Source organism: Fictibacillus halophilus (genome assembly GCF_016401385.1).
GTDB classification, from domain to species: Bacteria; Bacillota; Bacilli; order Bacillales; family Fictibacillaceae; genus Fictibacillus; species Fictibacillus halophilus.
The window spans coordinates 178,712-191,451 of the sequence record NZ_JAEACF010000001.1 but is presented as its reverse complement, the minus strand read 5'-3'; the positions used below and the strand labels follow the sequence as shown (position 1 = coordinate 191,451).

At 38.3% G+C, this 12,740-nt stretch carries 14 protein-coding genes; 7 read left to right on the top strand and 7 right to left on the bottom strand.

Annotated features, from left to right (window positions below):
- Window positions 1-88: 88 nt before the first annotated feature.
- Window positions 89-700 (top strand): CAP domain-containing protein, encoded by a 612-nt coding sequence (locus tag I5J82_RS01065; protein ID WP_198766278.1) that lies wholly within the window; start codon window positions 89-91, stop codon window positions 698-700.
- Window positions 701-746: 46 nt separating this feature from the next.
- Here I5J82_RS01065 and I5J82_RS01060 read toward each other — a convergent pair whose 3' ends face one another.
- The 4 genes from I5J82_RS01060 to I5J82_RS01045 all read right to left on the bottom strand — a co-directional run bounded on the left by I5J82_RS01060 (window position 747) and on the right by I5J82_RS01045 (window position 4,461).
- Window positions 747-2,171, bottom strand: a complete 1,425-nt coding sequence (locus I5J82_RS01060) for an ATP-binding protein (protein WP_198766277.1) — start codon at window positions 2,169-2,171, stop codon at window positions 747-749.
- A gap of 255 nt (window positions 2,172-2,426) precedes the next feature.
- Window positions 2,427-2,978: a TlpA disulfide reductase family protein gene (locus I5J82_RS01055; protein ID WP_198766276.1), complete on the bottom strand. Its 552-nt coding sequence runs from the start codon at window positions 2,976-2,978 to the stop codon at window positions 2,427-2,429.
- Between the two features lie 177 nt (window positions 2,979-3,155).
- On the bottom strand, window positions 3,156-3,911 hold the full coding sequence (locus I5J82_RS01050; protein ID WP_198766275.1) for an anti-sigma factor: 756 nt from the start codon (window positions 3,909-3,911) through the stop codon (window positions 3,156-3,158).
- The gene (locus tag I5J82_RS01045) at window positions 3,889-4,461 is read right to left on the bottom strand and encodes an RNA polymerase sigma factor (protein WP_198766274.1); all 573 of its coding nucleotides are present in this window, start codon (window positions 4,459-4,461) and stop codon (window positions 3,889-3,891) included. Before I5J82_RS01045 ends, I5J82_RS01050 begins: the two co-directional genes overlap by 23 nt.
- Before the next feature lie 223 nt (window positions 4,462-4,684).
- Here I5J82_RS01045 and motA point away from each other — a divergent pair, with 223 nt between their 5' ends.
- On the top strand, window positions 4,685-5,470 hold the full coding sequence (motA, locus tag I5J82_RS01040) for a flagellar motor stator protein MotA (RefSeq protein WP_137790478.1): 786 nt from the start codon (window positions 4,685-4,687) through the stop codon (window positions 5,468-5,470).
- Window positions 5,463-6,236, top strand: a complete 774-nt coding sequence (gene motB, locus I5J82_RS01035) for a flagellar motor protein MotB (protein WP_198766273.1) — start codon at window positions 5,463-5,465, stop codon at window positions 6,234-6,236. The genes motA and motB overlap by 8 nt, the downstream gene beginning before the upstream one ends.
- A 165-nt stretch (window positions 6,237-6,401) precedes the next feature.
- Here the strand turns inward: motB and I5J82_RS01030 are convergent, their stop codons facing one another.
- Window positions 6,402-7,667: a M48 family metallopeptidase gene (locus I5J82_RS01030; protein ID WP_233096372.1), complete on the bottom strand. Its 1,266-nt coding sequence runs from the start codon at window positions 7,665-7,667 to the stop codon at window positions 6,402-6,404.
- Window positions 7,668-7,754: 87 nt separating this feature from the next.
- Complete coding sequence (locus I5J82_RS01025) at window positions 7,755-8,582, bottom strand: HAD family hydrolase (RefSeq protein WP_198766272.1); 828 nt, start codon at window positions 8,580-8,582, stop codon at window positions 7,755-7,757.
- A gap of 143 nt (window positions 8,583-8,725) precedes the next feature.
- Here I5J82_RS01025 and I5J82_RS01020 point away from each other — a divergent pair, with 143 nt between their 5' ends.
- From I5J82_RS01020 to I5J82_RS01005, 4 genes are all read left to right on the top strand, one after another.
- A complete protein-coding gene (locus I5J82_RS01020; protein WP_198766271.1) occupies window positions 8,726-9,130 on the top strand; it encodes a GntR family transcriptional regulator in 405 nt (134 codons plus the stop codon).
- Window positions 9,114-9,998, top strand: coding sequence for an ABC transporter ATP-binding protein (locus I5J82_RS01015; RefSeq protein WP_144702743.1), 885 nt, complete (start codon window positions 9,114-9,116; stop codon window positions 9,996-9,998). Before I5J82_RS01020 ends, I5J82_RS01015 begins: the two co-directional genes overlap by 17 nt.
- Complete coding sequence (locus tag I5J82_RS01010; RefSeq protein ID WP_198766270.1) at window positions 9,988-11,040, top strand: ABC transporter permease subunit; 1,053 nt, start codon at window positions 9,988-9,990, stop codon at window positions 11,038-11,040. Before I5J82_RS01015 ends, I5J82_RS01010 begins: the two co-directional genes overlap by 11 nt.
- Window positions 11,041-11,131: 91 nt before the next feature.
- Complete coding sequence (locus tag I5J82_RS01005) at window positions 11,132-11,824, top strand: DUF421 domain-containing protein (RefSeq protein WP_198766269.1); 693 nt, start codon at window positions 11,132-11,134, stop codon at window positions 11,822-11,824.
- 25 nt (window positions 11,825-11,849) lie between these two features.
- On the opposite strand, the gene I5J82_RS01000 is transcribed toward I5J82_RS01005, so the two are convergent.
- Complete coding sequence (locus I5J82_RS01000) at window positions 11,850-12,653, bottom strand: glycerophosphodiester phosphodiesterase (RefSeq protein WP_233096531.1); 804 nt, start codon at window positions 12,651-12,653, stop codon at window positions 11,850-11,852.
- Window positions 12,654-12,740 lie beyond the last annotated feature (87 nt).

The window sequence follows — 12,740 nt, the reverse complement described above, 5'->3', positions numbered from 1 at the left end:
ACTGGTACATAATTCCAGACCCCCAACCCTCCTACCGAAATCCCGAAACCTGTACACGTAAGATAAATTATTAGGAGGGAAACATCTTATGAAAAAATTAGTAGTAGCATCAGTATTAGGCGCTTCCCTATTCGGCGCAAACGCAGGAATCTCAGAAGCAGCATCTTCATGCCCATTCGCTTCTTTAAATAATAATCAAACTCAACAAGCTCAAGCAGCTCCACAACAGCAACAACAAGCTGCTCCAGCACCAGCTCCACAACAAGAGCAAGCAAAAGCTCCAGCTGAAGCAGCACCAAAAGCTGAAGCAGGTGCAGAACTTACTGCACAAGAGCAACAAATGCTAAACCTTGTAAACCAAGAGCGTGAAAAACAAGGATTACCAGCACTTAAAGCTGATCCTGAACTAACAAAAGTTGCTCGCGTTAAAGCAAAAGATATGATCGACAACAACTATTTCGACCACAATTCACCAACTTACGGTTCTCCATTTGATATGATGAAGAAGTTTGGTGTTGAATATAAAACAGCTGGTGAAAACCTTGCAGGTAATTCATCTGTAGACGGTGCTCACACTAGCCTAATGAACTCTCAAGGTCACCGTGAGAACATCCTTAAGTCTGAATACACTAGCGTTGGTATCGGTGTAGTAGACGGTGGACAATACGGTAAAATGTTCGTTCAAATGTTTAAAGGATAATGTACTACTAAAAAGCTTTCCCGATATCGGGAAAGCTTTTTTAAAACTATTTTTGGATGGGAATGGTTATGGTAAACATAGTGCCTTTACCTTTTTTGCTTTTCACATCTAACCTTCCATTATGGTGTTTAATGATGTTTGTACTTACCATCAACCCTAAACCAGTACCCTCATCTTTTGTAGTGAAAAAGGGTTTGCCGATCTTCTTCATTACTGTTTCATCCATACCGCATCCATAATCTCGAATCTGAACTTGAAGAAAATCCTTTTTTCTTGATAACTTCATGTTAATTTCTACACAATCGCCTACAGCAGAAGCTTCGATCGCGTTCTTCAAAAAGTTGATGAACACTTGTTTAAGTTGCAGAGAGTCACAGAAGATCAAAGGTATTTGATCCTCCAAATTCTTTTTAATCTCAATATTTTTCATGATCGCCTGCGTGTTTAACAGGTCAACAGTGTCATTAATGATATCGGTCACACAAGACATCTTAAAATTTTGCGAATTGCTTTTGGATAGCACCAAAAACTCTTTGATGATATGTTCAATTCGATCAACTTCAGTGAGAATAATTGTGAGATATTGATCAAATTCAGCCGTTTGATTCTGAATTAATTGAACAAAACCTTTTAAAGAAGTTAAAGGATTACGTATTTCATGTGCTACACCTGCTGCAAGCTCTCCTACTACATTTAACGCTTCCGCTTTTAATAATTTTTGTTCGGTAAGCTTTTGATCCGTTACATCTCTCAAAACCGTAACATGTAAATTATCTACGATATCTTTTTCACAAGAGTATTCAATCTCTTTCGCCAGACCATCTGGTGTCTTGTAGCGAAACTCTCCTTCAATCTTTTTTCCGTTTAAAACTTCTTTCCATTTCTTACGGATTCCTTCTTTACCGTTTCCCACAAAAAATTGATCTGCACTGATTCCAATGAGTTCTTCTTTAGATAGTTGTAATAGTTCGCACGCACGGTTGTTCACTTCTGCAATCTCCATATTGGAACGACATAGGACGATTGCTTCTAAGGCATGGTTAAACAATTGTTTAAACTTTTTTAAGTTTTGAACATTTGTCTGTTCTGTCTCTTTGTCCGATGTTATATAGGATGTACCTACAACCTCCTGAACACCTCGATTGTTCCGAGTTACAGGATATATAGTTGTGCGGATACTCCTAACACCTAAGTTAATATCTGCGGTTTGGGTTGAACCTGAAAATGCTTTTTCTAACGGATCAATCCATTCAGCAATCAACTCTTTAGCATATAGGTCATGAAGATTTGTTCCCGGAGAAGGTTTGAGGGATACACCGAGTTCATCAAGCATAGAACCTGCAGAATAGGTAAATTTATATTCACCTTCAGCATCTCTTCGCAATCCGAAAAGATGGATAGGGCAACGGTTAAGAGAATGGTGAAAATCGGCAATACGTTTAATTTCAACTTCTTCATATTGCTTGTTCATTAAGTAGTCCCCTTCTTATTACAGAATTTCCTTTTCTGTTGCTTGGGCTATTATGAGATTTATCCACTTCACCTTTACTTCACTAAACTTTTTAATTCGACAAATTTATTATTTTCCCTATTGGACGACTTTCCCATTTTTTACAATAAAGTATACAGGTCTTTAGGAGTGTTTTCACAAATTAACTATTTCAACCAAAAATAAAAATAACAAAAAAAGCCCTTGATAAGTCGGTCAAAGGCTTTAATTCAATACTTACCTATTCATCTTGTCAATTTCTCTCTTCAAAAATTTATAATCCATTGGACCTATGTGCGAATTACTAATCATTCCTTTTTCATCAATAAAATAGCTAGTAGGAATCGACACGGCCCTAAACTGTTTTCCGATTGTATTCTTTTCATCAAGAGGAATGGGAAACGACAGCTTATATTCTTGGACAAACTTGCTTACTTTCTCTGTATTTGATTCAGAGTACTCAAGATTTATTGCTAATATTTCTACATCTTTATTCTTATAATCTCTATAGAACTTCTCCATCTCGGGCATCTCCTCCCTGCATGGAGGACACCACGTAGCCCAAAAGTTTACGATCACTTTTTTTCCACGATAATCCTTTAAGTCCACTTGCTTTCCATCTAACGTTCTTAATGAAAAGGCGGGGGCTATACTTCCTTGTTTCAGTCCAGTATTTTCTTCATCTTTAACTTCCGTTGATTGCTCTTCCTTCTTATCCATAGCTGTATAAAATGCTAGACCAATCAAGCCAGCAAATATTAGAAGAATCACGATCGATTTTATTCTCATTACCATTCCTCTTTTCGAGTTCTTTCACTGCATTCATTATAGAGGATTTTGTCCTGATACTGCAAAGTTCCTCCTAATCGTCTTATAGTAGAAGAGTGCCAGCCTAGGAAGTGTATCCATTGTCCTAAAAGATAAAAAAGACAACAACTTATGTTTAAGCTGTTGTCTGCCGGGTACTTATAAATTAGAGGCCATTACAATCGTACCAAGTGGCTTCTTACTATTTGGAGTTGGTTCGTGTGAGATCGCAACAGCATCCCATTTGTGTTCGCCTTCAAATTTCACTGGGAACACCACTGCACCATTTCCATTTTCGTCTGGAGTAAATGTGCCAGCTCGATAAGGTTTGTCTCCTTCGATCAGCCAAACCTGATAAGTCTCTGTTCCTTTAACTTGAGTTAAGTTATTTGTCTGAACAACAAGGTTCATCGTATCATTTTCTTGTACCATTGATGCTACACCTGTCGATTCTGTTTCTTCTGAAGCAAGTTGGACCGTCTTGAACGTTTTGTTGATTTGTTCTTGAATCACTTGTTCATTTTTGTTGTTTTCATTAAAAAGATACGCGTTCGTACCTAGTGATAACAAAAGCCCTGCAGCAAGTACACCCTGTAACCATGGTTTTGGTCTGCGTTGGGAAAGAGGTGAAATGTTTGTCGGATTTTCATCTGTTTTGTTAACAGTCTCTGTTTCTTGTCGTGTAAAGCTTGAATCAGAAGACGTAACATTTGTTAAAATACGTTCTTTCATTCCAATCGGAGGTTGTGCCTCTTCTGATAAATATGGAAGATCAGCTGTGAGGTCTTGCCATTCTGCCCATTCTTCTTGACAGGCGTCGCATTGCTTCAGGTGTTTTTCAAATGCATCTTTTTCTTTTCCTTCTAGCAACCCATTATAATAATCAAGCAAATTACCGCAAGTTTTCGGTTCCATATTTATCCCCCCTCTCTCGATAGATCTTTTTTAAATGTTTCAGCGCTAAACGTATCCTTCCTTTTACGGTACCAAGAGGTATATTCTTTCGCTCTGCGATGTCTGATTGTGAGTAGCCTTTAAAATAGAACATCTCTACAATATCTTGCTGCTCTTCGGTTAAAGAAGACACAGCTTTCTTCAGCCCCTCTCTTTCCTCGTTCCAAGTAACTGTTTCTTCTACACTCTCAGTTCGTTCATGATCTATATCTTTTTCAAGAATCTCAACTTCATTCTTTTGTTGCTTTCGTATTAAATCAATACAAGCATTCCTGGTAACGGTTAAAAGCCATGAAGAAAATTTCCCTTTATCCTCTGAATAGAGCCCCTTTTTTCGCCACAGTTTCATAAAAACGTCTTGAACTGCCTCTTCAGCCAACTCTTTTTGCCTCAACATTTTAAATGAAAAAGAAAACAATAGCTTTTCATATCGGTCATACAGCATTTCAAGGGCTTCTTTATTTTCTTCTTGAACTTTTTGATAAAGTTCGTAATCAGAAGTTCTACCCATCTTTTGTCTCCTTTACTGCACACAGAATAAATCTATCATATCAAAATGAGGAAGTATTTGTCTTTTTTTACGATGGATGTATAAAGATAACGTTAAATAAAGTATTTTGGATCACATTTTTTCCAACTTTTATCATTAAGTTTCCCTTTATCTTTCCGATATAAAAGAAAATATAACACAGGAAAAAGATACAGAATTTAAAGATAAAGTGAGGAACATCATTATGGATCGCACAACATTAATCGGAGTCATTCTAGGCATACTGGCTGTAGGTGTCGGAATGTTTTTAAAGGGCGCAAGTCCAACAGCCTTATTGAATCCCGCAGCATTGCTTATTATATTTGCGGGAACTGCAGCAGCTATCCTCATCGCATTTCCGCTCAACGAGATCAAAAAGATTCCTGCTCTTTTCAAGATTTTATTTAAAGAGCAAAAACTCATTGATATGAAAGAGCTTGTAACGATTTTTATTGAATGGGCAACAGTCGCTCGTAAAGAAGGCTTGCTCGCGTTAGAGCCAAAAGCTGAAGAAGTGGATGACCCCTTCCTTCAGCAAGGAATCAAGATGATCGTGGACGGACAACCCCCTGAATTTATTAAAGATGTCTTAATGAAAGACCTAGAAACGATGGAAGAACGTCATGCCAGCAACGCTACCATCTTTACTCAAGCGGGGACATATGCTCCGACTCTTGGTGTCTTAGGTGCAGTTGTAGGTTTAGTTGCGGCACTAGGAAACATGGCCGACATTACTGCATTAGGAAAAGCCATTTCTGCAGCCTTTATCGCTACTTTATTTGGTATTTTCTCTGGATATGTGTTGTGGCACCCCTTCGCGAATAAATTAAAACGAAAATCAAAAAAAGAAATCATGATTAAAGAGATCATGATCGAAGGACTATTATCTATTCAAGACGGAACTTCACCAAAAATTTTAGAAGAAAAACTGTTAACGTATATTCCAACTAGCGAACGCGATCAATACAAAGCAGGTGGTTCAGTTGGCTAAAAAGAAAAAGCATCATGATGAACATGTGGATGAATCTTGGCTCATTCCTTATGCAGACATGCTCACGCTTTTGTTAGCATTGTTTATCGTACTTTTTGCTATGAGTGAGATCGATGCTCAAAAGTTCAAACAGATGGCAAGTGCGTTTCGGAATGAATTCACAGGTGGAACCGGTGTCATGGAAGAACAGGTCCCTATTCCTTCTCCAGACTCCACTCCTATTCCTGATGCGCAAAAAGAAGTCATTTCTAAAGAAGAGAAAGAACGACTCGAAGCAGCAAAGAAAGAACTTGAACAATTAGAAGAGATGGAAAAAAAGATCAATGCCTATATTCAAACGAACAAGTTAGATTCTAGTCTACAAACTAAGCTAACAGAGAACGGCTTGTTGATCACCATCTTAGATAATGCTTTGTTCGATTCTGGAAGTGCTACCGTTAAACCTGGTTCTGTGGAGATCGGAAAAAAACTTTCAGATCTACTCGTTACCACGCCACCACGTAATATTGTCATCGCTGGCCATACGGATAACGTACCGATCAGTACAGCAAACTTTCAATCAAACTGGGAACTTAGCGCATTAAGAGGCATTAATTTTATGCGCGTTCTGCTCGAGAACCCTGCATTGAAACCGAATCAGGTCAGTGCAAGCGGTTATGGAGAGTACCGTCCAAAGTCAGAGAATAAAACACCGGAAGGGCGAGCAAAAAACCGCCGCGTAGAAGTACTCGTTCTGCCGAATGTTAGTTTGAAAGCTGTGCAGTGATTGGTCTTGGAGCATGTGATGGTATGTGGCGGTGCTAGGGATGGAATATGGGAATCGATCATAAACACAAATCTCACTAAGAGTTGCTTCACACATTAAATACATCCACAAAAAAACTGGCTTCTGAAGTGGCATTTCCACTATCAAAGAAGCCAGTTTTTATATTTATTCCATCTTTTTACTCGTTTTATAGCTATCTAAGAAGTGAATGCGCTCTAGCATGGTAGGATGGCCGTATAAAAACCATTTTACGATCTTTGGTGGGTTCACCTCGCTTAAAGAGACGGTCGCTAGTTCTTGGAATGCCCCTACTGCAGCTTTAGGATTGTTTGTCATCTGAATGGCATACAGATCAGCGTCACGTTCAGCTTTCCTCGAAACTGCATTTTCGACTGGAGATACAGCAAAGCTCAGTAAGGAAAAGATCAATAGCAATGCGGGAAGTGCCGCTAGATCTCCTATTCCCTTTATCCCCCATGATTTTCCGTACTTCTCGACCCATTTTCGATAGATGATATTTCCGAGCCAGAGGCCTAAGAACGATAAGACGACAGATGAAATTAAGTTCCAATACAAATGGTTCATGACATAATGACCAATCTCGTGGGCCATGACAAACAAGACTTGATTGTCACTCAATTTATTTAGTGTTGTATCCCATAGGACGATGCGTAGATTTGACCCGATCCCATTTACATAAGCATTCAATGCATTTGTTTTTTCAGACATGTTCACTTCATAAACATTTTCCGCTGGTATGTCGGCTCTTTCTGCAATATCTAGAATTTTCCCTTTTAGAACTTCATCCTGCAGCGGATAGAACTTGTTATACAACGGATCGATTACAACAGGCTGAATAAAGTAGAGAAACAAAGTAAATGGTACGGAAAGCAGCCAAGCGTAAAGCCACCATCTTTTTTCGTATTTTTTGATCAACCAATACATAACAGCGACCATCACGGTTGTTAACAGCCAGTTGATCCAGAAATCCACTAGTCCATCTCTCATCCAGCTGTGGAAAGATTGAACGGATATATTGTAACTTTTGGAAACAGTAAAGCTGTAGTAACGGAGTGGGAATGTTAACACCCAGCTAGCAAACGAAAGTAACAGTACGTAGAGGCCGGTGTGTACAATAGAGAACCTTGTTAATCCACTAGAAGCTTTTCGGAACCATTTAGATAATCCGAATCCTAGCACAAACAGATAGATCAACCACTCGAGCGGCACAGAAATGAAGTAGATAAAATCTTTTATTCGTGAAAAATCAGTGCTAAGTTCCAGTTCACGGTCTGTCATAAAGACTGCTGGATCAGCAGCAGAGCCTTTTAGATGCACAGGCAAGTTTGCGTCTGCTCCTTGAAACAAGTAGAACCACATCAAACCCGCGTATATAGCAAAGCCGATTACAAACCATAACGATTTTTTCAAAGCATGCGCCCCCCTTTATTACCTACTATAAAGTGTAGGGCGATTTGTCCAAATTAGAACAAGCTTTCATAAAATACTTTGAAAATATTACAGAGCATTCGCTAACGTTGGTACGATATGAAGATTTTCATGATCTACTTCTATGGAATTTGGCTGAATGTAAACCGCTTTTAATCCCATAAGAAGTGCAGGTGCGATTTCATTTATAAAATTATCACCAATCGATACTGCTTCATGTGGCTGTACGCCATATTCATTCAATATCGTCTTTAATTTTCCTTTCGTCTTTAACGGCTTTTCACTTTCCGTATAAAGAGCATGAAACAGGCCATTAAGCTCTAACTCATGTAACAAGCGTTTCACATCTTCTATTTCACTGTTTGTTAAAAGAACCACTTTTTTCTTATCCTTTAAACGATACAGTGCTTGTTTGAGCCCTGGTGTTTTCGAAAGCTGGAACTGATCGGTTACCATGTATTCTTTTGTCGCGTTGTAGCATTCCCACGTATCTGCTTGTTTCAAGCCGAAATGCATAGCAGTAGCATATGGCAGCCACCACCCATCGCCGATCGCGATCAATCTTTCAAAGTCATATACGAGCTCACCTGAAAATTCTGCTTTCACTCTATCCTCTGACCACTCAATTCCATCAAAGGAAGTTACTTTTGTTACTTGCAGGGTCATAGGATCAACCGTAACACTTGCATCATTTTTTATATCATACACTTTACCAATCGCAACAGGGTGTGTTCCTTTCTTCATACTTTCATATGTATCCCAAAAGGCTTGCTTTTTCTCATCAGTCACCCTTTTTTGTAACAATCGGCAGTAATAATCAAAATGGTCTGTATCTTCATATAGAGTTCCGTCTAAATCAAAAATAAGCAACTTCGCATCATCAATAATAGATTTCACGTCTCATCCCTCCTTCTTTCATTGTAGTTATCCTACTCAAAAAAAGTAAAGAAAAGTACGTTGACATAAATTTACTAATCTTGTATGTTATAAGTGTACTATACACAGTAATACACACATATAGTATATAAAGGTGGGATAACATGATATTGAATTTAGATCCCCGAAGCAATACGCCGATATGGGAACAAGTTGTTCATCAGATCAAGGAACTGATCTTGAGAGAAATTTTGTTGCCAGAAGATAAATTGCCTTCGGTACGCGAACTATCAGGAACATTGCTGATTAATCCAAATACAGTGAGTAAAGCTTATCAAGAATTAGAGCGCCAAGGCATCATCGAGACCTTACGAGGAAAAGGCACATTCGTTTCCGCTTCTATCATCCCTAAAGCTGATGATCAAAAAATTACGGAACTTAAACAACAGCTGAAACAGTTAATTATTGAAGCTTCCTACCTTGGTATCAATCATAAAACATTATCAAAGTGGTTGAAAAACTTTTCAGAAGAGCTTGGGGGTAAAGACAGTCATGCTGAGAGTGAATAATATTAGTAAAACGATAGAAGGGTCTCAAGTGTTAGATCATGTGAACATTACACTTGAACCAGGTACAATTGCAGGTTTGGTCGGAAGAAACGGTGTTGGAAAGTCTACGCTGCTTCGCGTGATCGCCGGTATTTTAGATCCTGATGAGGGGCAAGTGCTCTTTAATGATACAGATATTCATCAAGATCCTCAGGTTAAACAAAAGATCACGTATGTACCTGACTCGACTGAGATTTTAAAGAGCTATAGCGTGAAAGAGATCGTAAAGCTTTACGATGCGATTTACGAAGATTTTGATGTTGTGTACTTCTACTCTCTGCTGGACCGCTTTAAACTTCCTAAGAATAAAAAGATCAGAACATACTCTAAAGGAATGAAGGCACTGTTCTTAATGATCCTTTCTTTTTCAACGAAATCGGATCTAATTATTTTAGATGAACCAACAAACGGACTTGATCCTATCGTGAAAAGAAACATCTTGCAATTTATTATTGAAGAAGTGAGCGAGCGACAGTTATGTGTTCTCATCTCTACTCATCATTTAGAGGAAGTAGAGAAGATGGCAGATGTTCTTATCATGATTAAAGAAGGACGAATTGAATCCACAACCTCTATCGAGGATGCGAAATCATCGTTCCGCAAAGTACAAGTTGTTTACAAACACTCTCTGCCTGAAAAGATTGAGCAATTGAACAACGTGAATATCTTAAATCAAACAGGACGTGTCTATACATTGATGATCGAAGGTAACATTGACGCGACACTTGAAAAGATGAACTCAGAGAATCCGCTATTATTAGAAGAACTACCTATGACACTCGAAGATATTTTCATTTCAACACTTGGAGGTGAATCACATGTTTCATAAAGCATTGTGGATGAGGAACCAAAAACTAGGAAGTCCTGCCGTATGGGGAATCTATATTTCGTTGTTTCTGTTTCTGCCATATTCTTTTTTTGGAAAAGCACAAACCATGTTAACTGAAAAAAATAATCCGTATCGTGATGCACCTGAGAACTATTACTTAAACTTTCATTTTACTGGTTCCGATATCGTATTATTTCTCTTTTTAATAGTAGGATTAGCTGCACTTTTAGTGGGCAGTGAACGTACGTCTCATGCTACTGATCTAACGTTCTCACTTCCGTTTAAACGTAAAGATATCTTTCTTTCAAAATGGATCTTTGGAGTTGGTCATATAATAACAAGTCTATTAGTGAACTTGTTAGTTTGTATGCTTATTGTAAAGTTTACCATTCTTTCAGAAGTAACGGATGCAGCATTTCTTTTTGAATTTATGATGATCGTTATTCCGTTTTCTATCGCTATATTTTCTTTTAGTCTTTTTATTGGAACAGTTGCAGGCAGTCTAGTCTCACAATTAGTGTTAAGTGGTATCTTTCTACTTTTCCCGCTTGGTTTCTTATCTCTAGTCGTATCATTTTTAGAGAACCACGGGATTTCTATCAATCACGGTGCACATACTACTCAAGTATTTGGCGATCTAATCAATAGTTTTACATTGCCGATACCTATCATTGATTTCCGCTATGATATAAATCTTTCAACAGAAAATTCTTTTACTGATTTGTCACATACACCTTACGTTATGTTACTCATTCCGTTGGCTTACACGATTTTATCCGTCGTTTTTGGAACTTTGTTCTTTAGTAAAACAAAGAACGAGAACAACGGTAGATTACTTGTTTTTGAAAAAGGAAGAGGATTCTTCACCTTTGGCGTTGTATTATGCTTTGCCCTAACGTTCGGTATGTTAGGTGGCGAAGTATTTGGCGACTATGATTCGAGATCATTGATTGGCTATTACCTATCTGCAGCTCTAGGTGGCGTTTTGGCATTCTTTATGTTAAAAAAATTAATTCATTTCCGTATGCAGTTTGGAAAGTAATGATAAGAGCGGACAACATGTTCGCTCTTTTTTGTTTGCCTTATTTTTGTTTGGGCATCCTGATAACAGCATATATAAATGAGGGATGACGATGGAAGGAATCTTAATTACGATCTACCGTACAGTTCTAGGCTTTGCCTTTTTGTTGATGCTCATGAGACTGCTAGGAAAGAAGCAGCTTGGTGAGCTTACTTTTTTTAACTATGCAACAGGTATTGCGATGGGTAATATCATCGGGGACATGGTCGTTCATAAAGAGATCACCGTATGGGAAAGCTTAGCTTCTCTGAGCTTTTGGGCTTTAGCCGTGTTTGGTATAGAATTTCTCAACAGACATTCACCCCTGCTCACAAAACTAACAAAGAGTCAGCCGACCATCATTATAAAAAAAGGGCAGATCATGCAAAAAGAGCTTAAGCGTATGCAGATGTCTATGGATGACTTATTGATGCTGCTCAGGATTAGTGCTGTCTTCGATATTACTGAAGTAGAATATGCTGTTATGGAGCCTAATGGACAACTAAGTGTGTTAAAGAAGCCTCTCAAAGACTCTGTAACAAAAGAAGATTTAAACATACCACCAGAAGCTCCTCAATATTTGCCGGCTATGCTGATCTCGAACGGAGAGAAAATAGATCAGCCATTCAAGGAATACAATCTGTCAGACGAATGGTTGAATCAGCAATTGAAGAGTGCGGGCTATCAAGATGTCAAAGAAGTCTTCTTTGCACAGCTCCAAGATGATGGCGAAGTATTTTTTGTAAAAAAAGAGAAAAGCAGCTGACACGTGTATCAGCTGCTTATCTTCGTTATTTACCTTTTATCACTTCATGCAGAAGATCAGGGAAGTTTGTGAAAATACCTGTTACACCCCAGTCGATCAGTTTCTGCATCTCTTCTTTTTCATTTACAGTATACGGATGGATTTCAAGGCCGTTTTGAACGGCTTTTTGTACATACTCTTGATCGATCATATCGCTGTTCGGCCCGATTCCCATTGCATATTGCTTGATTGATTGTACTTCTTTATCCGTTAACTCAGCTGGAGAGGTATAATCTAAAAGCTGGACTAGTTTTACAGAGTGGTCAATCTCGTTCATCTTCAATAAGCTTTCAGAGCTAAAAGATTGAACTAACAGTTTGTCTTTATTAATTCCATACTCATTTACTACGTCAACAAGTTTTTGTTCCATACCCGGATATACTTCTGGTGATTTTGTTTCGATATAATAGTTCGCATTCTTTCCAAACGTTTCAAATACTTCTTCTAATGTTGGCACTTGAAGTCCTTCGTATTCCGCCTTTGCTTGTTCTGGATATTTCTCATTGAACCAGCTTCCTGCGTCAAGCTGTTTGATCTCTTCAAGTGTAAAATCTTTAACTTGTCCAGTTCCGTTTGTTGTACGGTCCAATGTCTCGTCATGCATAGCGATTAACTCACCATCTTTTGTCATCTGAAGATCGACTTCGATATAGTCTCCATGCATTTTTTCACCCATCTTATATGAAGTGATCGTGTGTTCCGGAGCATAACCGGAAGCTCCTCTATGTGCAACATTTAAAATGTCTTTATGTTTTTCTTTTGCATCAACCACAGAAAAATCAGCCCCCATAAATGTCAGACTTAATGCTAAAGCTCCTACACCCATTTTAAATATATTCTTCATGATGCTACACTCTCCCTTTGTTGTTAGTGAACT

What these genes read in the sequence shown, in the direction of transcription:
- I5J82_RS01065 (WP_198766278.1), top strand. Translation starts at nt 89, where the DNA reads ATGAAAAAATTAGTAGTAGCATCAGTATTAGGCGCTTCCCTATTCGGC.
- I5J82_RS01060 (WP_198766277.1), bottom strand. Translation starts at nt 2,171, where the DNA reads ATGAACAAGCAATATGAAGAAGTTGAAATTAAACGTATTGCCGATTTT.
- I5J82_RS01055 (WP_198766276.1), bottom strand. Translation starts at nt 2,978, where the DNA reads ATGAGAATAAAATCGATCGTGATTCTTCTAATATTTGCTGGCTTGATT.
- I5J82_RS01050 (WP_198766275.1), bottom strand. Translation starts at nt 3,911, where the DNA reads ATGGAACCGAAAACTTGCGGTAATTTGCTTGATTATTATAATGGGTTG.
- I5J82_RS01045 (WP_198766274.1), bottom strand. Translation starts at nt 4,461, where the DNA reads ATGGGTAGAACTTCTGATTACGAACTTTATCAAAAAGTTCAAGAAGAA.
- motA (WP_137790478.1), top strand. Translation starts at nt 4,685, where the DNA reads ATGGATCGCACAACATTAATCGGAGTCATTCTAGGCATACTGGCTGTA.
- I5J82_RS01020 (WP_198766271.1), top strand. Translation starts at nt 8,726, where the DNA reads ATGATATTGAATTTAGATCCCCGAAGCAATACGCCGATATGGGAACAA.
- I5J82_RS01015 (WP_144702743.1), top strand. Translation starts at nt 9,114, where the DNA reads ATGCTGAGAGTGAATAATATTAGTAAAACGATAGAAGGGTCTCAAGTG.
- I5J82_RS01010 (WP_198766270.1), top strand. Translation starts at nt 9,988, where the DNA reads ATGTTTCATAAAGCATTGTGGATGAGGAACCAAAAACTAGGAAGTCCT.
- I5J82_RS01005 (WP_198766269.1), top strand. Translation starts at nt 11,132, where the DNA reads ATGGAAGGAATCTTAATTACGATCTACCGTACAGTTCTAGGCTTTGCC.
- I5J82_RS01000 (WP_233096531.1), bottom strand. Translation starts at nt 12,653, where the DNA reads ATGGGGGCTGATTTTTCTGTGGTTGATGCAAAAGAAAAACATAAAGAC.